The 20,676-nt window shown below is 49.3% G+C and carries 17 protein-coding genes; 5 read left to right on the forward strand and 12 right to left on the reverse strand.

What is annotated here, in order from left to right; all coding sequences use genetic code 11:
• Nucleotides 1–29: 29 nt before the first annotated feature.
• Nucleotides 30–971 (forward strand): carbamate kinase, encoded by a 942-nt coding sequence (gene arcC / locus BUA56_RS02185; protein ID WP_072848611.1) that lies wholly within the window; start codon nucleotides 30–32, stop codon nucleotides 969–971.
• 19 nt (nucleotides 972–990) lie between these two features.
• Here the strand turns inward: arcC and BUA56_RS02190 are convergent, their stop codons facing one another.
• The 6 genes from BUA56_RS02190 to BUA56_RS02215 all read right to left on the reverse strand — a co-directional run bounded on the left by BUA56_RS02190 (nucleotide 991) and on the right by BUA56_RS02215 (nucleotide 6,077).
• A complete protein-coding gene (locus BUA56_RS02190; protein ID WP_072848613.1) occupies nucleotides 991–1,263 on the reverse strand; it encodes an acylphosphatase in 273 nt (90 codons plus the stop codon).
• 22 nt (nucleotides 1,264–1,285) lie between these two features.
• On the reverse strand, nucleotides 1,286–2,011 hold the full coding sequence (locus tag BUA56_RS02195) for a M15 family metallopeptidase (protein ID WP_084067568.1): 726 nt from the start codon (nucleotides 2,009–2,011) through the stop codon (nucleotides 1,286–1,288).
• 89 nt (nucleotides 2,012–2,100) lie between these two features.
• Nucleotides 2,101–2,940: a hypothetical protein gene (locus BUA56_RS02200; protein WP_072848614.1), complete on the reverse strand. Its 840-nt coding sequence runs from the start codon at nucleotides 2,938–2,940 to the stop codon at nucleotides 2,101–2,103.
• Nucleotides 2,933–4,366 (reverse strand): sensor histidine kinase, encoded by a 1,434-nt coding sequence (locus tag BUA56_RS02205; RefSeq protein WP_072848616.1) that lies wholly within the window; start codon nucleotides 4,364–4,366, stop codon nucleotides 2,933–2,935. The genes BUA56_RS02200 and BUA56_RS02205 overlap by 8 nt, the downstream gene beginning before the upstream one ends.
• Complete coding sequence (locus tag BUA56_RS02210; RefSeq protein ID WP_072848768.1) at nucleotides 4,367–5,020, reverse strand: response regulator transcription factor; 654 nt, start codon at nucleotides 5,018–5,020, stop codon at nucleotides 4,367–4,369.
• Nucleotides 5,021–5,111: 91 nt separating this feature from the next.
• Nucleotides 5,112–6,077 carry a D-alanyl-D-alanine carboxypeptidase family protein gene (locus tag BUA56_RS02215; protein WP_072848617.1) on the reverse strand — a complete coding sequence of 322 codons (966 nt, stop codon included), beginning with the start codon at nucleotides 6,075–6,077 and terminating at the stop codon, nucleotides 5,112–5,114.
• A 194-nt stretch (nucleotides 6,078–6,271) separates the two neighbouring features.
• On the opposite strand from BUA56_RS02215, the gene BUA56_RS02220 reads away from it, so the two are divergent.
• On the forward strand, nucleotides 6,272–9,151 hold the full coding sequence (locus BUA56_RS02220) for a response regulator (protein WP_072848618.1): 2,880 nt from the start codon (nucleotides 6,272–6,274) through the stop codon (nucleotides 9,149–9,151).
• 83 nt (nucleotides 9,152–9,234) lie between these two features.
• Here BUA56_RS02220 and BUA56_RS02225 read toward each other — a convergent pair whose 3' ends face one another.
• The 6 genes from BUA56_RS02225 to BUA56_RS02250 form a co-directional block, all read right to left on the reverse strand.
• Entirely contained in the window at nucleotides 9,235–11,685 is a 2,451-nt protein-coding gene (locus tag BUA56_RS02225) for an ABC transporter permease (protein ID WP_072848620.1), read from the reverse strand.
• A complete protein-coding gene (locus BUA56_RS02230) occupies nucleotides 11,685–12,362 on the reverse strand; it encodes an ABC transporter ATP-binding protein (RefSeq protein ID WP_072848621.1) in 678 nt (225 codons plus the stop codon). Before BUA56_RS02230 ends, BUA56_RS02225 begins: the two co-directional genes overlap by 1 nt.
• A 103-nt stretch (nucleotides 12,363–12,465) precedes the next feature.
• Complete coding sequence (locus BUA56_RS02235) at nucleotides 12,466–13,500, reverse strand: sensor histidine kinase (protein ID WP_084067569.1); 1,035 nt, start codon at nucleotides 13,498–13,500, stop codon at nucleotides 12,466–12,468.
• Nucleotides 13,493–14,176 carry a response regulator transcription factor gene (locus BUA56_RS02240; protein WP_072848623.1) on the reverse strand — a complete coding sequence of 228 codons (684 nt, stop codon included), beginning with the start codon at nucleotides 14,174–14,176 and terminating at the stop codon, nucleotides 13,493–13,495. The genes BUA56_RS02235 and BUA56_RS02240 overlap by 8 nt, the downstream gene beginning before the upstream one ends.
• Nucleotides 14,177–14,389: 213 nt before the next feature.
• Entirely contained in the window at nucleotides 14,390–15,709 is a 1,320-nt protein-coding gene (locus BUA56_RS02245) for a hemolysin family protein (protein ID WP_072848625.1), read from the reverse strand.
• A gap of 114 nt (nucleotides 15,710–15,823) precedes the next feature.
• Nucleotides 15,824–16,354, reverse strand: coding sequence for an isochorismatase family protein (locus BUA56_RS02250; RefSeq protein WP_072848627.1), 531 nt, complete (start codon nucleotides 16,352–16,354; stop codon nucleotides 15,824–15,826).
• 205 nt (nucleotides 16,355–16,559) lie between these two features.
• Between BUA56_RS02250 and BUA56_RS02255 the strand changes: the two genes are divergently transcribed.
• Genes BUA56_RS02255 through BUA56_RS02265 form a run of 3 tightly spaced genes read left to right on the forward strand, consistent with a single transcriptional unit; the run spans nucleotide 16,560 to nucleotide 20,606 of the window.
• Nucleotides 16,560–17,273 (forward strand): ABC transporter ATP-binding protein, encoded by a 714-nt coding sequence (locus BUA56_RS02255; protein WP_072848771.1) that lies wholly within the window; start codon nucleotides 16,560–16,562, stop codon nucleotides 17,271–17,273.
• The gene (locus tag BUA56_RS02260; RefSeq protein WP_072848629.1) at nucleotides 17,266–18,849 is read left to right on the forward strand and encodes a hypothetical protein; all 1,584 of its coding nucleotides are present in this window, start codon (nucleotides 17,266–17,268) and stop codon (nucleotides 18,847–18,849) included. The genes BUA56_RS02255 and BUA56_RS02260 overlap by 8 nt, the downstream gene beginning before the upstream one ends.
• Nucleotides 18,850–18,899: 50 nt before the next feature.
• Nucleotides 18,900–20,606 (forward strand): ABC-ATPase domain-containing protein, encoded by a 1,707-nt coding sequence (locus tag BUA56_RS02265; protein ID WP_072848773.1) that lies wholly within the window; start codon nucleotides 18,900–18,902, stop codon nucleotides 20,604–20,606.
• The last annotated feature ends 70 nt before the right edge of the window (nucleotides 20,607–20,676 follow it).

The following is a 20,676-nucleotide window of genomic DNA, read 5'->3' on the forward strand; positions in this document are numbered from 1 at the left end:
GCGCAATCTATTTTTAGGGGGAATTTACAATGAATAAAAAAAGAATCGTAATTGCACTGGGCGGCAATGCCCTGGGAAATACCCTGCCGGAACAGATGGCTGCCGTTAAGATCACAGCGAAGGCCATTGTCGATCTCATAGAAGAAGGCCATCAGGTCATTGTGGCCCACGGCAACGGACCGCAGGTAGGAATGATTAACAATGCCATGGCAGCTCTTTCCAGGGAAGATTCGGCACAGCCTAACACCCCACTTTCCGTGTGTGTGGCCATGAGTCAGGCCTACATTGGCTATGATCTGCAGAATGCGCTGAGAGAAGAGCTTTGGAACCGCGGCATCAAGGACATTCCTGTGTCCACCATGGTCACACAGGTCCGGGTTGACGCGGATGATCCCGCCTTTTTGAACCCGTCCAAGCCCATCGGAAAGTTTCTCACAAAGGAGGAAGCCGATACCGTTGCCTCCAAATACGGCCATGTTATGCGGGAAGATGCCGGCAGAGGCTACCGCCGTTTTGTGGCGTCTCCCAAGCCAAAAGAAATTGTGGAGATCGGGGCTATCCGCTCCCTGGTGGAGTCCGGTGAAGTTGTCATCGCCTGCGGGGGCGGCGGGATTCCTGTGACCCTTCAGGGCAACCATCTCAAAGGTGCCAGTGCAGTTATAGACAAAGACTTTGCCAGCTGTCTGCTTGCAAAGGAATTGGATGCTGACTATCTGATCATTCTGACTGCAGTAGAAAAAGTTGCCATTAATTTTGGCAAAGAGAACCAAGAATGGTTATCGGATCTGAAGGTGGAACAAGCCCGCCAGTACGCAGAAGAAGGACAGTTTGCTCCCGGTTCTATGCTGCCCAAGGTACAGGCCGCCATAGATTTCGCATCCTCCAAGGAAGGGCGGACCGCCCTGATTACTCTGCTGGAGAAAGCAAAAGACGGAATTGCAGGGAAGACCGGAACCTTGATCCATAAATAATAAACCCTTTTTATAATCTCTAACCTATTTTCAGCCCCTCCCGGGCTGCCTCCCCTTTTTTGGCCGGCCCGCAGATAAGTCGTTCCTTTGATATATGGTAAAGCGCCATACTCTGCTCCAGATACAGATTCAGGCACTCTTCTTCCCCCTGAATCTCCGCAGCTACGATTCCCTCCGCCTCATGCTGAATCCAGCCGGACAGTCCCATCTGATCCGCCAGAAAAAACAGTTTAATCTTCAAATCTTTTTGATTGCTGCTTTCCATAATTCTAAGTCTTTGTCTTATCTTCATTGAATGAAACCTCCCCTTTCTTCTATTTCAGATATTCCTCCAAGGTTATCTGCTTCTCCGTAATCTCTCGGGCTGCCTCCTTTCCCACATAGCGGAAATGCCAGGGCTCATAGTCAATCTTTGTAATCTCCTCCTTGCCCTCCGGATACCGGAGAATAAAGCCGTATTTGCTGCAGTTTTCCCTCAGCCACCGGTTCTCCGGCGTATCCACCTGGGTCTCGTCCAGCATTTGATTGGAGAGAGCCGTAATATCCACCGCCAGGCCCGTTTCGTGTTCGCTGTACCCTGCAGGCATTACCGTTCTTGTCACATTTTGATACGCAGTATCATAATCCATACCCTTTGCTGTTAATTTCCGGATATCCTGATCCAGAATCTCCTGCTGCCTCTCTGCGCTCCTGTAACCCGATGCAATGCAAAAGCTCAGCCCCTGGGCATTCCCCGCCGTCAGCATGTCCCGCAGATCGTTATAGATCACTTCGGCAACGCTCTTATTGCCGCTGTTCAGCACTTTCAGATCCGGATCGTAATCCTTGGGCAGCGGCGTATCCTTGTTCACAAGAAGCAGCAGCGGGTCGTTCTTTTTTTCTGATTTGGAAGCCCCTTCAGCTTCCACCTCTGCCTCCTGTATGGTCTCTCCTTCAGCCTGAGAGGTTGCCACATCCCGGCTTTTTTTCGGAGAACATCCAAGAATGCAGAGGCCTGCTATGATAACTATCGAAAAATGGTAGTATAATTTTCTTCTCATGCAGCATTCCTCCTCTTATGTCTCTTCTCTGATATAAAGGATAAGCCTCTCTTGCATCGAAAACGTTTATTTTTTGTATCATAGTTGTATCATTTTTCCTCTTCTGTAATACTGTTTATCCAGTCCAGCATACTGCTGATCCCAAGCTGCGCATTAAATCCCCTGTCATCATACCTCTGTCCGCTTATGATGTTAAATTTTGTCTTTCCCAAAACTGCATGCATCCAAACATCTGTTTCCATCCCGACAGCCTTCCAGGAGTCTTCCTCTACCTTCAGGTAGTCGGCGGCATATGCCTGAATACTGTCATAGCTTTCCTCATAATCCAGCACAGGCTCCGTCCTGGACGCATCCGTCACGGACATACTGTAATTCTCCAGCATCTCCTGAGAGTAAGAAATCCTCTGGAGGAAGTTTATGCAGTATATGGTATAGGTATAAGCATCCACACACGCTTCCATAAAAAAGCCATCGCTGTTCTCGAACTTCAGCCGCCAGAATAACACACTGTCTCCTGAATTTTCTGTGTCAGAGATATCCCTCACACTATAAAGCTGGGACGACTGAAAGCATTCCTGCAGATTATAGAAAAGGATCCTGTCTGTCATGCTGTTTGCGGACATCTGGTTCAGCTCTACGGTCAGCTTTTCCACAAGCTTTTCCTCGCTGACCGCATTTTCTCTTGTCTGGCGGACCGGCCGGAGGGGTTCTCCGTTCCTCTCCCCCTGGGTCAGTATCTTTATTTTCTGCTCTATGGAGGTATCATATTCATGAGAGATAAGACTTTGTTCCCTGGAAAACAAAGTGACATGTTCCTGATACTTGCCGTCCCACAGCCTGGAGTAGGCCTGGGGAAGAAAGATGGCTGTGATCACCAGCATACAGACCAGCAGAAAGCTGAAGAAATATTTCCATCTTCCTCTATGCATTGTATTCCTCCTTTCCGGGGAAGAAGATAGCGATAGACGTCCCCTTGCCCTGCTCACTCTGAATCTCCCATCTGGCACCGTGCAGATAGACAATTCTGCTGCACAGAGTCAGCCCCAGCCCTGCTCCCCCCTGCTTTCTGGAACGGGATTTGTCTACCATATAGAAAGCTTCTGTAATCCGGCTGAGCTCCTCCTTGGGAATCCCGCAGCCATTGTCCCGGACACAGACCTCGTAACCATCGGTCCGCTTTCTGCCCCAAAGGGATATTATACCCCCCGCCTTCAGCGCTTTTCTGGAATTATCCATTAGATTTATAAACAGGGACATGAGAAGATCTCTGTCTCCCTTGACCTCTCCCTCCTCTATATCTTCCTCCAGGTGAATCTTCTTCTCCGCCAGAGAAGCCGTTACTACCCGTCCCGCCTCCTCCAAAAGCGGCTTCACAGAGAGTGTCCGAAGCTCCTGATCCTGGTTATCGGTTACGATAAGCTCCAGCAGCTTTAAGGACAGACTCTCCAGGCGCTTTCCCTGGGAATAAATGTAGTTGGATGCCTCCATAATCTCCTCCCGGTTCAGCTCCATCATGCGGAGCATATCGGCATAGCCGATAATGGAAGTGAGAGGAGTCTTCAGCTCATGGGCAAAAGAGGCTGTAAAGTCCTCCTGCTTTCTGGCTGCTTCCTGGAGCTCCTCGATTTTTCTGGACAGCTTGTCCGCCATACTGTTAAAGTCCTTTGTCAGCTCTCCGATCTCATCCTCCCCATAATGCCTGGCACGGATCTGATAGTCCCCCCTGGCAAACCGCCTGGTGATTCTGGACAGGGATACCACGGATCTGGTGAGAAGCTGAGAGAGGATCAGGGTCACACACCCGGTGAGGACCAGAAGAATCAGAATGGCGATTCGGTATCTGGCAAACAGCGCTTCCCGCTCCCTGTAGATATAAGAAATATCCATTATGTTTTCCAGATAAAAAGGGCTTTCCTTTTCTCCTGCCCTGCATATCACTGCCAGATAATACCCGTCGTTTCTCTCCTTGGGATCGTGGTAGATCTGGTAGCCCCCCGCCGCCCCGTCCAGACTGGAGATAAAGTCCATATCCGTTTCCATGCCTGTATTGTCAAACAGCAGCTTTGCCTCCCTGTCATACACCCGGATAAAACTCTCTCCCCCCGCGCTCCCGTCTCTCATAGAGTTGGAGATATCCTGGAATACGCTGTCCTGCATCACAACATACTCTTCCCCAAGAGAGTCCAAAGCCATCTCAAAGGCGAACTGAAACATCTGGTTCTCAGACTTTCCCCTGTCAATTTCTCTCTCCAGAGAAGTCTGAAAGGTAGCATTTACCATCCACGCCCCGAAGATACTGAAAATCAGAGTAATGAAGGATATAAAAATGAAAAAGATCTTCCACCGGAACTTCATCTATGCCTCCAATCGGTATCCCACTTTATACACAGACACTATATGCTTTTCCCAACCCAGTTTTTTCCGCAGCCGCTGCACGTGGAGATCTACTGTTCTGCTGTCCCCCAGATAACTGCTCTCCCATACATTTTCATAGATGGTCTCCCGGTAAAGCGCTACATTTTTGTTCCGCACAAAGAGCAGCAGAAGTTCAAACTCTTTCAGAGTGAGAAGCACCTGTTCCTTGTTCTGTCTGACGATCCGGGAAGGCACATCAATCTCCACATCCAGGATCCGTATTATCTTCTGGGTCTTGTGATACCTTCTGAGGGTGCTCTCCACACGGGCCAGAAGCTCTACTATCTCAAAAGGCTTTGTAATATAATCGTCCGCTCCCTGGCGAAGCCCCTTCACTTTGTGGTTAAGGGTTCCCATAGCTGTGATAAAAATCACGGGAAGGTCCAGTGTCTTGGCATATTCCAGCAGTTCATACCCGTCAATCTTTGGCAGCATGATATCCAAAAGGATCAGATCATAGCCTCCTTCCGCCATCTGGTCCGCGGCCTCCAGACCATCAAAGGCGCAGTCACACAGGTACCCCGCCTTCGTTAGATTTATCCGTATAAGATTCGATATCGGCTCTTCGTCTTCCACAATTAGTATTTTGATCATCTTTTTCTCCCCTGTATCATTTGTATCCATTATACCTCAAAGATGTATCAAAATTGTATCATTTCCAGGATTTTCTGCAGAAATGAAGGGATTAGTCTGCCCTCTCACGGGATGCCGGGATCGCTTTATATGCGCACAGCGCATCCTGCGCATGCACCGGTTCTGTCTGATGGTTCCCCTCCCCTTTCGCAGATACAAAGATATACTCCCTCCCGTCCTTCATTGCCAGACTGGCCAGGCAAAGCCCTGCCTCCTGGGTATACCCGGTCTTGCCGCCCTCGATTTCTCCCCCCGGAAACGACGGGTCCTCAAGACTCTGGGAAAGCGTACTGTAAAATGTGATGCCCTCCGGATGCAGATTAGTCCCTCCCGTGGAATATCTGGAGGAGGTAAAGATCTCCCGGAACGTATCATTTTTCAGGGCATTGTCCAGAAGGCAGGCAATATCCTCAACTGTAGAATAATGGTTCTCATCCGGAAGTCCGGTGGTATTGGAAAAGTGCGTTTGTTTCATCCCCAATTTTTCTGCTTTTTTATTCATCAGCGAGGCAAACCCATCCTCGGATCCGGCAATTTTTTCAGCCAGCCCCACACAGCACTCCGCACCGCTTGGAAGCATAGCCCCGTAGAACAGATCTCTGGCTTTCACCTGTTCCCCCGGCTGGAAGCCCGCCATAGATGCCCCCTGGGCGTACAGCGGGTCAAAAAGTTCTGCCGAAAGAAGAATCTCCTCGTCCAAATCCGGGAGCTGTTCTATTGCGGTAAGCACTGTCATTATTTTGGTCAGAGAGGCCGGATAAATCTTCTCCCCGCCGCTTTTTTGAAACAATATCCGGCCGTCCTCTCTTCTGAGTAAGACAGCATTAGGACTTTTCACATCTATCTGCAATACTTCCCCTGGTGCGGCACTGCCTAATCCGGTTTTCTCTGAGACAAGCCCTTGGATCTGCCGGCCGGCGGGCAGCAGCAGAAGCAAAAGAACCAACAGCAGAAAAACCGCGGCCAGATTCCCCAGCCTTCTCATCCCTCTTCGTCTTTTTCTTCCTTTTCTCGTCATAACTACTCCCTCCTATCTACAACAATTATTGCACAGACAAGGAGTGCTTTTGATCCTATTCTCTTATAAACCTCTTAAAAAATACTTAATCCTGCTACTTATATCCTCCTCTACTCTGCTAAGAAAAGCTTTCTTTAGAGATCTAACTATGTTATGATTTAAGAAATTGTTAGAAGGATAGAGAGGAAGCTATATTGGGAAAAAAGACACTGCCGGAAGTGGAAGCGCTTGCCGGAAAAATATTAAAAACCTATTTCTGCGACTCTGATCTGGAATTTATGATCTCCACCTTTGCGGATGACATCATATGGCTGGGAGGGGGCGAAAAACAGAAGGCAGAAGGCAGGGAAGCGGTAGAAGCCTGCTTTCGCATGGGAAAAGACGATATGATTGCCTGTGATATGTCGGAAGAGGAATTTCACTCTCTGGATTTGGGGGGCGGCTCCTATCTCTGCGAAGGCGTCAGCCGTCTGCAAAGCAAACCGGGGTGTGATGCATATCTGGATGTCCGGCAGCGGGTAACCTTCATCTTTCGGGAGAAGGGAGAGGCGTTAGAAACCGTACATATCCACAACTCAGTCCCCTATGCTGCCATTAAGGACGACGAATTATTTCCTGTTGAGGCCGGCCGGGAGGAATACCAGCGCCTGAAGCTGGCCCTGAACGAAAAAAGTCTGGAATACGAACAGCAGGCTCAGTTTCTGGAACATCTGTACAATACTATTCCCTGCGGAATTATTCAGTTTGCCACCAAACCGGATCACGAAGTGATTTCTGCCAACCCTATGGCCTGGAAGATTTACGGGTACTCCTCGGAAGAGGAATTCCGCCATACGGCAAAAAGCCCTCTCCTGGAGGCGGAAACCCAGGACTATACTCGTATCGCCTCTATCATAGAGGAGCTGACGCTGAACGGGGAAGCGGGAACCTACCGAAGGAGATGCTATAAGAAAAACGGGGAGGAAGCATGGATCAATGCGGTAATGAGAAGGATTATTAACAGCGACGGCCTGGAGGTCATACAGGCGGTGATTACAGACATCACAGAGCAGGTGTCGCTGGAAAAAGCCCAGGAGCAGGAACGTGTCCTAGAAAACCGGTTTCTTAGAGCGGCTATCCACACAGCCTACCCGCAGATTATGAGCCTGAACCTGACCAGGAATACATACAGCCGCTTTTCCTACTGCCAGGATGGCTATTCCACCCCCAAAGAAGGTCTGTACACGGACATGATAAACAGCAGCCTTCCGAATATATACGCTTCTTATCAGAACGATTTTGCCGCCACCTTCAGCAGGGAAGCACTGATGAGACGCTTCGCCGCCGGAGAGCAGGAAGTATACATGGAGCTTCAGGAAAAAGATGCAGACGGCATCTACCATTGGATATCTGTCCATATGATTAAGGTAGAGAACCCTTTCAATGACGACATTCTTGCCATTGATTTGGTTAAGGTTCTGGATTCCCAGAGGATGGAAAAGGCCCGTCAGGAACAGCTGCTCCGGGATGCCCTCGCCTCCGCCAAAGCCGCCAGCCATGCCAAATCTGACTTTCTGTCCCGCATGAGCCATGATATCCGCACACCTATGAATGCCATCATCGGTATGAGTACCATCGGGCAGCTGAAGCTGGAGGATAAAAAAGTCGTTCAGGACTGTTTCAAGAGAATTGACGCCTCCTCCCAATACCTGCTTTCCCTGATCAATGATATTCTGGATATGTCTAAAATCGAGACCCATAAGATGGAGATCGCCAGCGAACTTTTTAGCTTTAAGGAGTTTCTGGATGAAGTAAACGGACTCATATACTCCCAGACAGTTGAAAAAGGAATTTCTTATGAAATGCGGCACCGGGAGCCTTTGGAAGCCCATTATATCGGGGATTCCCTGCGTATGAAACAAATTATGATGAATCTTCTCTCAAACGCATTAAAGTTCACCCCATCCGGAGGCAGAATCACCATAGATATCAAAGAGGAAAGACGGACCAACGGATTTGCCTATCTGCAGTTTACAGTCAGCGATACGGGAATCGGCATGTCAGCAGAATTCATGGAACGGATGTTCCAGCCATTTGAACAGGAATCCCCCGGGAGCGCGCGGAACAATGTGGGCAGCGGGCTGGGCCTCTCCATCGTCTATAATCTGGCCCAGCTTATGGGAGGAGAGGTTATGGCAGAGAGCAGTAAGGCGGAGGGAAGTAAATTTACGGTTACCATCCCCCTCCGGCTGGTATCCGATGACGCTGAAAAAGAGTGGAACCGGAAGCGTCAGAATCTCCTGAAAGGGTTTCGGGTGTTAGTGGCAGACGACGACCCTTCCGTGGGAAAACAGACTGCTTTTATTCTGGAAGAGATCGGGGCCAAAACGGTTTGGACCGCATCCGGCTTTGAGGCAATCGGGGAAGTGAGCAAAAGTCTGGAAGAGCACCGGGCGTTTGACATTGCTATGATCGACTGGAAAATGCCGGGCATGGATGGTATTGAGACTGCCCGGCGTATCCGCCGCCTGGCAGGCCCCGATACAATGATTATTATGATCACAGCATACAACTGGGTCGAAATCGAAAAAGAAGCCAGAGAGGCCGGGATTGATTACTTTCTCGCCAAGCCGCTGCTGCGCTCTTCCATCTTTAATACACTGTCAGAATTGGGCAAAAAGGAGGCGGCCCCCAAGGAGGCTCCTGCATCCCCATTAGAGGGCCGGCGGATTCTTCTGGTGGAGGATAATGAGCTGAACCAGGAAATAGCCAAAACACTGCTGGAGCTTCATGGAGCCGCCGTGGATGTGGCCTCCAACGGAAAAGAGGCTGTGGAGGTATACCAAAGCCAGCCCCCCGGTACCTACCAGGCAATCCTGATGGATATCCGAATGCCCGTAATGGACGGACTTGAGGCCACAAAAGCGATCCGGGCACTGAACCGCAGTGATTCCTCTGCAGTGCCTATCCTGGCCATGACAGCCAATGCCTTTGAAGAAGATAAAAAAGAAGCGTATGCAGCCTGTATGTCAGGCTATCTGGTAAAGCCGCTGGACATTACTACACTGCTCAGGGAGCTGGACAGAGTACTGTGATTACTAAAACACCTCAGGCTGAGGGGGATACCCCCCTCAGCCTGAGGTGTCTCTTTCGTTTTACTTCCTTTGGGAACCGGATGTTAATCTGCCTTTCTCATTCTCTCAGACAGGGTCTGCTTCTGCAGCAGCTGTACCCCGTACCGTGTCATGCCCGTCTGCATAGCGCCCAGTACAGCCACAAACAGGAGAACCGGAATCCACGGGTACTGGTATTTGACACTCATTCCCATCTGATCCAGAGCATCCACCAGCCCATATCCCAGCAGTCCTCCAAACGTCAGCGTGCAGACAATAGTAACTGCCACATAGATGAGGCTTTCCCGTCCCAGCATCTTTTTCATCTGCTCCCTGGTCATCCCCACAGCCTGCAGGATTCCCAGCTCCCGCTTTCTGGTAAACAGATTCGTCAGTATTGTATTCATCAGATTAATCACTCCGAACACTACCAGGAATCCTGCCAGGACAAAGAGAATAATCTTTGCCGGCAAAAACATCTGATCCAGATATGCCATATTTTCTGTCTTGGAGTTGAGAAACAGGTTCTCTTCGCTGCCGTACAGCTTTTCCAGTGTCTCCCCCACTTCCCCGCTCTTCTTCGGGTCTGTCTCAATCTCAAACCCGTAGGTGGTATCCATGCCGGCCCAGTCATCAAGGGTCTCCGACGGCATAAGCAGCGTGCTTCCCATAATGGTAATAGGCAGCTTTTTATTCTCCTTTCTGTGATCCATCATCCAGGATATATAATGAAAGGTGCCCACTACGGGAAAGTCCTTTTCTATTCTTTCTCCTCTGCCGTTGTATGTGGCAACATGAATCACATCCCCTCTTTTTACCGGAAATTCTTTAAAGTTGCTGTTGCTTTCTGTCTCAACAATCAGGCCCGGCTGGCTGATAAGCTCCTCATAGGTCTGGGGGCCGTCATATCCCATCTGCTTCACCCATTCAAATTCGTCCTTGCTGAATCCATTGATCCCCAGATTCGTCTCTTTCTGAAAGAGATCGGTACTCACGTTCAGATATCTCCAGGGACGGGTTGCAGTTACGCCGTCGATTCCCTCCACTTCTTTTCTCGTCTCATTGCCGATGATGCCGCTGCTCTGCAGTGCCGCATACTGCTTCATTCTTCCTTCTTCACTGAGATCCTGACTGCCAAACCCGGATTCGGCGGACAGCTGAAGCTGGTAATCCCCGTTGGGAAAAGAGGATTCCACAGAAGCGCCCGGATTGTAGGAAATTACAAAGCTGCTGATAGCGCCCAGCAAAACTCCGGCAAGCACCAGAGAACACATGGTAAGAAAGGATTTCTTTTTGCTTCTCTTCAGATTGAGGACCGCCAGATTTCCCGGGGTCAGATAAGAATACCTTTTTTTAGAGACCCCCTGCATCTGGGAATAGCCGGTATAACTGATGGCCTCAACCGGTGCTGTTTTAGCCGCAATCTTTCCCGGCTTGCTCACAGATATACGCACAGCTGCAAACCCTAACACAGCACACACAGCCATCCCTCCAAGAGTCGTCTTCCAGTCCCAGCCGCCGGGAATCAGCAGATATCCCATCAAAGCTCCAATGACAAGACCCAGAGGTATCCCCTTTGCCGCAAGTGAAGTCCCTTCCCGGGACACCAGGCTCCTGACCTGTTTTCTGGTCATGCCAAGGGTTCTCATTTGTCCGTACTCTCTCACCTTTCCTGCCACAGCGATATAGAAAATATTGTGGATTACCAGCCCGGCTGCCGCTAAAATAAGGATTGCCACAAGGGCCAAAGCCGCCACACTGGTTGCTGTAAGTCTGGATATGCTTGCCTGATTAAAGAATGCCTCGCTTACTTTACTCTGTTCCTGGGTCAGCCCGATCTTTTCTCCCAGCGCTGCCGCAGTCTCCTCTGCCTGAGGAAATGTCATATTTACTGCATGGTTCAGATTCACTGTGGCATCCAAAAGACATTCTTCATCCCCGGTAAGAGCCAATGCACAGGGCAGCGAGACATAGATTCTGTGATTGTTGCTGGTCTTGGATGGCGTATCCACAATGCCCGTAACCTTATATTCTCTTACTGTCTTATCTCCCAGATCCAGGGACACCGTATCCCCGGGCTGGATCTTAAGGCCTAACTGCTTCAGATAATCCCGGGGTACCATAATCTCCCCGTCCTTTTGGGGCAGCTCACCAGTATAAGAAATCTCATTTTTTTCCATCATGATCTCATCCTGATAGATAACACCTAAACGGTTGCTGCCCACTTTACTGCTTCCCACGCTCTTGGATAAGCCCAGCCATTTTATCTCAGAAAATCCTTTTAACTGTTCCGCCTGTTCCGGAGTGATATCCAGATAGGATACCTGGGGGGTATCTTCCTGGGTCCGCAGCTGCTGCTTAGAGTTTCCAAAGAGATATAATACAAAGGTGAGCACCAGAGCCACTCCCATAGCTATGGTCAGACAGGTGAATATATTTCTGGTTCTGCTGCCTGCAAGGCTTTTCTTTGCAATCTGCTTAATCACAGCACCATTGTTGTTCTGATCCATCTTCATTACTGCCACCTGCTTTCCGCGATTTTTCCATCCTCGATGCGGATAATGGTATCTGCAAGCTGCGCAATCTCCTCGTTATGGGTAATCATTACAATAGTCTGCCCAAACCGCTCCCCGGTGGTTTTCAGAAGCCCCAGAACATCCTGGCTGGTGCGGGTATCCAGATTTCCTGTAGGCTCATCGGCCAGAAGGATGGCCGGTTTGGCTGCCAGCGCCCTGGCGATGGCCACTCGCTGCTGCTCTCCTCCCGACAACTGATTGGGCATGTTTTTCAGTTTTTTCCCAATGCCCATAATCTCTACTACCTCCATCACAAACTCCCTGTCAACCTTGCTTCCGTCCAGCTGGATGGGGAGCACAATGTTTTCATAGGCATTCAGGATGGGAACGAGATTATAGGCCTGAAATACAAACCCTATCTGACGGCGGCGGAAAATTGTAAGCTCATCGTCACTCATTTTAGAGATTTCTCTCCCTGCCACCTCTACGCTGCCGCTGGTAGGGATATCCAGTCCCCCCATCATATGGAGGAGGGTGGACTTGCCGCTCCCGGAGGTTCCCACTATTGCAGTAAAGCTTCCTTTTTCTACTTCCAGATTCACGCCGTCCAGGGCTCTCACCTGGGATTCTCCGGAACCATAATATTTTTTTAAGTTTTCAACCTTTAATATGCTCATGATACCTTCCTCATTTCCTTCGTTTTTCTATACTCTTATCCTATCACGTAATTGTTGCAAAACCCTCTCACGGAAAAAGAAAATGGTATCAATTCTGAAACATTCATCGCTGATCATTGGGAAGAAACAGGGAGAATTCTGCCCCCTCCCCCGGTTTTGAGCGCACGCTCACATATCCTCCCTGGAGAGATATAATCTTTCGGGTAAGATAAAGGCCCACCCCTATTCCCTTTACCTCATGTACCTTATTCTCCCGGTAAAACCGTTTAAAGATATCGTTTCGGTGCTCCGGATCTATGCCGATGCCCGTATCCCGGATGCTGATTTTGGTGTAGATCTGCCACTGACGCACTAAGAGAGTTATGGTCCCTCCCTCCGGCGTATATTTCACAGCATTATCCAGCACATTAAAAACTGCCTCCTCGGTCCACTTGGGATCGTACCACAGGCGGATTCCTTCCCTGCACTCTGCTTTGATCGTAAGATTTTTTTCCTGTGCCGACAGGGTTACCGCCGCCACAGCCCTGGCCAGTGTATGGTATAAATCACCCTCTGACTTTTTCAAAACAATCAGACTGCTCTCCAGTCGGGACATCTTAATCAGGGCCTGCACCAGGAATTCCAGCTTTCTTACCTGCTGGTGCAGAATCTCCAGGAACTTCACTTGCTCCTCTCTGGGCAGCTCACAGTCCCGAATGGTATCGCTGTACATGAGGATATTGGCAATAGGGGTTTTCAGCTGGTGGGAAATATCGGAGATGATCTGCTGCACTTCTGCCTTTTTCCCATTGCTCTCCTCCACGGTATGGCGGGTAATCTCAGCCAGGGCCTCCAGCTTTGCGGCTAATTTGGAAGAAATCCTTTCTTCCTCCCTGTTGATCTGGGGTTCTTTTCCTGCAATCAAATCATCCACACAGCTGCTAATACGATCCGTCAGTTCCAGATAGATTCTCCTGTGCATCCAATATCCCAGGCCCGCCATCACCGCCATGGCCAGGGCAAAGCCCACACAGCTTACCTGAATCCTCCCTACGCTCCAGGTTTTGGACCTCCAAAAAACAGAACACAGAAAAGCCGCAATAATCAAAATTAGTGCACCCCAGTAACAGACCGGCGCTCTTGTATGTTTCTTACTCATCTTCCCCCTCCATCCACTGGTATCCCATACCGTAAATAGTTTTTATGTATGAATTCTCCTCATCTGATATCTTGGATCTGAGACGGCTGATATTGATGGTCAGAGTGTGCTCATCCACAAAATTCCCCTCACTGTCCCACAGCTTATCCAGCAGCATTTCCCGGGTAAGCACCTGTCCCGGATTCCTGCAGAAAGCCTGCAGAAGCCTGAACTCTGTGGGGGTGAGTGTGAGGGGCTTCCCCCCCTTTCTTACGGTCATAGAGGCAAAATCTACCTGAAGATTTTTGCAGCAGTAAACCGTGTTTTTCTCTTCCTTCCTGCATCTGCGCAGGATTGCCTCCATCCTCTGCATCAATATCTTAATATTAAAAGGTTTCGTAATATAGTCATCTGCACCTGCCTCAAATCCCCGGATCATATCCTCATCCATATCCTGAGCCGTCAGGAAGATAATAGGGGTATTCATTTTTTCTCTTATTTTACGGGCAAAAGAAATCCCATCCCCGTCAGGAAGATTTACATCCAGCAGAATCAGTGCAATGGTATCTTTCTTAATTACTGCTTCTGCTGTCTTTAGATCGTATGCCGGCACGGGCTGCCTTCCCCCTTTCTCCAGGTGAAAGCACACACCTGCATTTAACATTTCATCATCTTCTATAATTAGTATTTTATCCATACAGCACCTCTCGCCTTCTGCTTACTTATACAGCCTGCACAGTGCGGCAGGCACACATAGTATATCATATTTTGAATCCCATTCCTATATTGCGGATTTCGGTTATTGGATGCTCCTGCCCTGCAATAGCGCAGCCGCGCTGTATCTCCTTCGAGTTACAGCGCGGCTGCCGGGTATTTGCTGTTGCATCACATTTTTACACTTCTGTCACTGTCAAAAATCCGGATGCTCTACCTTCAGCACCACAGAGCGAATCCGTTTCCCTTCCATCTTTTCTATGATAAACTTTACAGACTCTAAAGCTACACTCTCATTCTTTCCGTCCGGAATATACCCAAGAGTCTCAATGAGAAACCCAGACAGAGTGTCATAATTCTCTGTTTTCAGGTCCAGGTGCAGCTGCTCATTGATCTCCTCAACCAGAACACTTCCGTCCAGACGATAGGTATCTTCCTCTATTTTTTCGATATCCGGAGTTACCATATCATACTCATCATTGATATCTCCCACGATTTCTTCCACAAGATCCTCAATGGTAACAATACCGGAAAAACCCCCGTATTCATCGATCAGGACTGCCATATGATCCCTGTTCCTCTGCATTTCCCGGAACAGTTCATCTGTGTTTTTGCTGTCCGGAACAAAGAACGCGGGGTGAATCAGCGCTCTGATATCCAGATCCGACCAAGCTGTTTTGTGCATCTCTATCATGAAATCTTTCATATGTAGGATTCCTACAATATTGTCGATACTTTCTTCATAGACAGGGATTCTGGAATGGCGGCTCTCCAGTACCTCGTCAATATACGCCTCAAATGGCTCGCTCAGATCGATAGCAAATACGTCCCTTCTGGGAATCATAACATCCCTGGCCAGCTTATCGTCAAAAGAAAAGACAGAATTAATCATATCCCTCTCTTCTTTGTTGAAAACCCCTGCCTCGCTTCCCATTTCCAGCATGGCTTTGATTTCCTCCTCCGTTACTGCCTCCTCCAGATGATCGGTCTTCATCCCCGCCAGACGGAGCACGCCGTTGGTGGACAGCGACAATAATTTAATAAAGGGGGACAGGATCCTGGAAATAAGATAAATCGGCTTTACCGTCATCATACTGAACTCTTCCGCTTTCTGTAAAGCAATCCGTTTGGGAACCAGTTCTCCGAAGACAAGATTAAAATAAGACAGCAGTATAGTAAATGCCACAACTGCAATAGTTCCGCTGTAGGGAATCCCAAACTGTTTCAGCCACTCCCCAAGCAGCTGGGAGATACCTGTAGCTGCAGAAGCACTGGAAAGAAAGCCTGCAAAGGTAATCGCCACCTGTATGGTGGACAGGAATTTGGTGGAATCCTCGAAAAGGGTCTGCACCAGCATTGCCTTTTTGCTGCCCTCCTCAGCTAATACCTTAATCTTATTCTTGTTTACAGAGACCACTGCCATCTCCGCTCCTGCAAAAAAAGCATTCACCAGTGTCAGAAATACAAGAAACAGCAGCTGAAACATAATAGAGTTCCCGTCAGGGTCTGCGTCCATAAAAAATACTCCTCCTAAAAATAATTTTTAGAAGGAGTATACCATAAATTTCAGGGGACGTGGAGACATTTATTAAAGATTAACGAAAAATTTATATTTCCGGAACCCCTTGTTCTATTTCACCAGTTTCTGTATCTTTTTGCTTTTTTCTGTTCCTGCCCTGACCAGCAGCTCAAACAAAACAGATTCACAAGTGGTTAAAACTGCCCCTTCCGCCTCAGCCCGCCTGAGAGCTGCAGCCTTGTCCTCCAGCTTTCTGGAGGATATACAGTCTGTCACAAGAACGGGAACATACCCATTGTCCGTAAGGTCCAAAAGCGTCTGAAGAACACAGATATGTGCCTCAATACCGCAGAGTATAACATATTTTTTTCCCTGAATATAGGGAAGAACCGCTTCATACGCACTGAAGCTTATCTTCTCCGTATACTGTTCTGTACCCGCTGCCTCTGTAATCTCCCCTACCGTCCTTCCCAGTCCTTTGGTATACTGCTGGGTGATAAAAAGAGGGATGTCCAGCACTCTCAGTCCCCTCAGCAAAATGTCTGACGCCGCTGTCAGCTTCTCTCTCTCCGCCATCACAGGCATTAACCTCTCCTGATAATCTATCACAATGGCGGCTGTTTCCTCTGCTATTATCTTCACACTTATTTCTCCTCTCTGTCATATGGTTTCAGCATACCCCATATCCTTCCCTCTGTCCAGTATTTGCCAAGTATCGCACTGGTTGATTTAGACAGCCTGAAGTCAACTTCTGCTCCCTTGTTCCCGGAAGTTCCCGGCTTTACAATAGAAACACAAACTAGTAAAGAAGGTGACCTCAATGCAAAGACAAACAACCAAAAAAGATATCCTGGTAATCCGGAATTTTTCCAAATCCTATCAGAAAGGGAAGAAAGCGGTAAACGATCTGAGCCTTTCGGTTCAGGCAGGAGATATCTATGGATTCATCGGACACAACGGGGCGGGAAAGACGACCACCATCCGGGCGGTGGCAGGCATTCTGGAATTCCGGGAGGGAGAGATCCTGATCTGCGGCCATTCCATTCAGAAAGAACCCATACTCTGCAAATCGGAGATCGCGTATATTCCCGACAACCCGGATCTCTACGAATATCTCACAGGGATTCAGTATCTTACTTATATTGGTGACATTTTTCAGGTGTCTGCCGCACAGAAGGAAGCGCGTATCCGGAAATACTCTGACCTTCTGGAGCTGACGGAGCATCTGGGGGACTTAATTTCCTCCTACTCTCACGGGATGAAGCAAAAACTGGCTATTATATCAGCTCTTATCCATGACCCACGTCTCCTCATACTGGACGAACCCTTTGTAGGTCTGGATCCACAGGCTTCCTATCACCTGAAAAGCATTATGAAAGAGCTGTGTGACAAGGGAAGTGCAATCTTTTTCTCCACCCACGTTCTGGAGGTAGCGGAGAAGCTCTGCAATAAGATAGCCATAATAAAAAACGGCAGGCTCATTGCCAGCGGTCCCACCGAAGAGGTTCGGGGCAGCAGCAGCCTGGAAGAAGTATTTCTGGAGGTGGCCAAGGATGAATAGCTATAAAGTTTTGTTCAAGGTTCAGCTTCTCTCCTCCTTTGGATTCAACCGTTTCCTCCATTCCAGAGATAAAAAAGACAGAAGAAACTGCATTCTGATGGGGGCTGTCTACGGAATCCTGTTTTTGATGGGCACGCTCTACAGTATTGCCATAGCCTATGGCTGCCGGCAGATGGGGATGACAGATCTTCTTCCCTCCCTGACGCTGATGGCCAGTGCCGTCCTCACCATAATCGTTACTTTTATGAAGACAAACGGGATTCTGTTTGGAATGAAGGACTATGACATGGTAATGTCACTTCCCGTCTCCGTCCCTGCCCTGCTCCTCTCCAGGCTTACTGCCGTGTACCTTATGAATCTTGCGGCTGCCGCCATTGCTATGGTGCCTTCCATGATTGTATACGGCCTGGAGCATCCGGGCGGTCCCGGGGGCTGGTTTACCATGCTAGTCTCTGTCTTTCTGGCTCCCCTCCTTCCCATGGTTCTGTCTGCCGTGGCAAGTACTCTGATTCTGTCTGCCGCACTCCGGTTTAAATACAGGAATCTGGCAACGATCCTGTTAAGTGTAGGGGCAATCCTGCTGGTGGTGGGTGCTTCTTTCCGTATGCAGAATATGAACGCAGAGGATCTTGCAGCCATCGGACAGGCAGCTGCACAGCAGGTGAATGCCGTCTATCCCCCGGCCGCCCTTCTCTCAGAGGCCCTGAATCACGGCAGCATGTTGTATTTCCTGTATTTTGTTCTCTTATCCCTGGGAAGTACCGGACTGTTTTTGCTGCTTTTGTCCCTGAGCTTTGCCAAAATAAACACAGCCCTCTTTTCTCATCACACCGGAGGGACCTACAAGATGCAGCATCTGGGCACAGCGTCACCTCTGGCTGCCATTTATAAAAAAGAATTCCGCCGCCTTATGTCCTCCTCCATCTACCTGCTGAATACGTCGGTGGGTGAGATTCTGCTCATTGTCTTAAGCGTCTTATTTCTCTTTACCGACAAGGGACAGCTGCAAGAGCTGCTGGGAGGATACGGAATTATCCTGGAATTCTCCCGGTCTATCCCCTTTGTCATCTCTCTCTTTATGGTTATGAGCTGCACAACCTGTGCCTCCATCTCTCTGGAGGGAAAGGCACGCTGGTGCCTTTTTACAGCCCCAGTGGCGCCCGGCACCATCTTTCTGGCAAAAATAGGAGTAAATCTGACACTTATGCTGCCCTCAGCAGGGATCGCCGGCATCTTCTTAGCCATACACTTCCGGCCGGATCCCCTCACCGGACTTTTCTTTTTCCTTACGCCTTTTGCCTACGCCTTCTTTACCGCGGTGCTTGGTCTTGCCCTGGATTTGAAATATCCCCGGTATGACTGGGCCACAGAATATCACGCGGTGAAGCAGGGACTCCCGGTCCTGGCAACCATAGGCGCCGGAATGCTCATGGTTCTGCCGCCCCTTGCCGTTACCTTCCTGATTTCCTCATGGGCCCTGCCCGTGACAGTCTGTTTTACACTTCTTGCAGGGGGAGGTGCCTGGTATTTATATAGGAGAATCTCTTGTTTCTTTTCTTCAAATCTATTACAATAAAAGCGTGTTCCCTCAGAATGGAACGAGACTTAGGAAGAAAGGAAATGAAAATGAAAAATTCAACTGATTTAAAGACACTGCTGCTTGCAATTAACCATAAAAGTTATCCGGCTTATAAAGATACCCGGGGGAGCTACCAGTTCCCCGGGTATCTTCTGTCCATTGACCATGTACAGGGAGATCCTTTTGCCTCCCCCTCCAAGGTAAGTCTGGTCATCGAGGGCAGACAGGCCGGCTTCCCCGCCGGACTTTTTGACACGTCCTACAAGCGGACCGCACTCTGCGACTACCTCACCCGTATTTTCGCCCAGAAAATTGACCGCTATAATTTCAAGGCCAAAGGCTCCGGCAAAAGCGGCCTCATATCTGTCAGCCGGTGCGGACAAGAGGTTTTGGAGCGTACTGCCTGCACCATCCACCCCAGGACAGGTACTCTTACAGTTCATCTGGAAGTGGGCTTTCCGGCCAACGGCAGAACCATTAATTCCTCAGAGCTCATCAAAATCCTCTATGATTTTCTCCCTGACTGCGTCACCTCCTCCTTTTATTATCAGAAGCTGAATGCCCGTCAGGTGGCCGAAGTCATCTATCTGGCAGAAGACCAGGAATATATCCGCAGCCAGCTTTCCTCCCTGGGGCTCACCGCTTTTGTGGCAAATGGCTCCATTCTTCCAAGGGAAAGCGGCGTCTCCAGCCGTCCCATGCGGCAGGCAATCCCCTTCCAGTCCCCCAAGTCTCTGGAGGTAACTCTGGAACTTCCCCACCGGGGAACACTTTCCGGTATGGGGCTGCGAAAAGGCATCACCATCATTGTGGGGGGCGGATATCACGGAAAATCAACGCTCCTGAAGGCACTGGAACTGGGTGTATACAATCATATTAAGGGAGATGGAAGAGAGTATGTCATCACGGATCCCACTGCCGTTAAAATCCGGGCGGAAGACGGGCGGAGCATTAAAAAAACGGATATTTCTCTGTTTGTCAATGACCTGCCGAACGGAAAAGACACTGTTTCCTTCACCACAGAAGATGCCAGCGGCAGCACCTCTCAGGCCGCCAATGTAATAGAAGCCATGGAGGCGGGGACCTCCCTCTTTCTCATCGATGAGGATACCAGCGCCACCAACTTTATGATCCGGGATGAGCTGATGCAGCGTGTGGTTCACAGGGATCAGGAGCCTATCACCCCGTTCCTTGAGAGAGTCCGCCACCTGTACGAAGCATACGGAATATCCTCCGTGATTGTGGCCGGCAGTTCCGGTTCCTTTTTCCACATTGCCGATCGGGTGATTCAGATGGACCGGTATCTCCCCAGGGATATCACCGAACTGGCAAAAGAAGAAGCCAAAGCGTTTCCTGCCCTCACCCTCCCCGGCAAGCTTCCTGCCGCCCCCTCTTTCCTGCGGACGCCTGGTTACAGCTCTTCCGTAAAGGGAAACAGCCGCGTAAAGATTAAGGTAATGGGAAAAGACGGAATATCCATGAACAAAGAGACCATTGATTTAAGGTATGTGGAACAGCTGGCAGACAGTGAACAGACCGCAGCCCTGGGTTACATGATAAAATATGCGGAGTGTAATCTTCTGGATGGAAAAAAAGATTTACGAACCATCGTGGACCTTCTGGAGCAGCTCATCCGCCAGAAAGGACTGGCCGCAGTCACTGAGAGCAGTTATCTCCCCTCCAACCTGGCCATGCCAAGGAGGCAGGAGATCTTTGCCTGCTTTAACCGGTACAGAGGATTATCCCTGAAGTAATCTTCCCCTTTTTCAGCAGGGTACTCATCTGCACTTTTCCTTCTTTTTAACCTTTAGACTGGCAAACCTT

The sequence above is a fragment of the Lactonifactor longoviformis DSM 17459 genome (genome assembly GCF_900129135.1).
Classification (GTDB): Bacteria; Bacillota; Clostridia; order Lachnospirales; family Lachnospiraceae; genus Lactonifactor; species Lactonifactor longoviformis.

What these genes read in the sequence shown, in the direction of transcription:
- BUA56_RS02230 (WP_072848621.1), bottom strand. Translation starts at nt 12,362, where the DNA reads ATGAGCATATTAAAGGTTGAAAACTTAAAAAAATATTATGGTTCCGGA.
- BUA56_RS02245 (WP_072848625.1), bottom strand. Translation starts at nt 15,709, where the DNA reads ATGGACGCAGACCCTGACGGGAACTCTATTATGTTTCAGCTGCTGTTT.
- BUA56_RS02260 (WP_072848629.1), top strand. Translation starts at nt 17,266, where the DNA reads ATGAATAGCTATAAAGTTTTGTTCAAGGTTCAGCTTCTCTCCTCCTTT.
- BUA56_RS02215 (WP_072848617.1), bottom strand. Translation starts at nt 6,077, where the DNA reads ATGACGAGAAAAGGAAGAAAAAGACGAAGAGGGATGAGAAGGCTGGGG.
- BUA56_RS02240 (WP_072848623.1), bottom strand. Translation starts at nt 14,176, where the DNA reads ATGGATAAAATACTAATTATAGAAGATGATGAAATGTTAAATGCAGGT.
- BUA56_RS02190 (WP_072848613.1), bottom strand. Translation starts at nt 1,263, where the DNA reads ATGAAGATAAGACAAAGACTTAGAATTATGGAAAGCAGCAATCAAAAA.
- arcC (WP_072848611.1), top strand. Translation starts at nt 30, where the DNA reads ATGAATAAAAAAAGAATCGTAATTGCACTGGGCGGCAATGCCCTGGGA.
- BUA56_RS02210 (WP_072848768.1), bottom strand. Translation starts at nt 5,020, where the DNA reads ATGATCAAAATACTAATTGTGGAAGACGAAGAGCCGATATCGAATCTT.
- BUA56_RS02205 (WP_072848616.1), bottom strand. Translation starts at nt 4,366, where the DNA reads ATGAAGTTCCGGTGGAAGATCTTTTTCATTTTTATATCCTTCATTACT.
- BUA56_RS02200 (WP_072848614.1), bottom strand. Translation starts at nt 2,940, where the DNA reads ATGCATAGAGGAAGATGGAAATATTTCTTCAGCTTTCTGCTGGTCTGT.
- BUA56_RS02195 (WP_084067568.1), bottom strand. Translation starts at nt 2,011, where the DNA reads ATGAGAAGAAAATTATACTACCATTTTTCGATAGTTATCATAGCAGGC.
- BUA56_RS02225 (WP_072848620.1), bottom strand. Translation starts at nt 11,685, where the DNA reads ATGAAGATGGATCAGAACAACAATGGTGCTGTGATTAAGCAGATTGCA.
- BUA56_RS02235 (WP_084067569.1), bottom strand. Translation starts at nt 13,500, where the DNA reads ATGAGTAAGAAACATACAAGAGCGCCGGTCTGTTACTGGGGTGCACTA.
- BUA56_RS02265 (WP_072848773.1), top strand. Translation starts at nt 18,900, where the DNA reads ATGAAAAATTCAACTGATTTAAAGACACTGCTGCTTGCAATTAACCAT.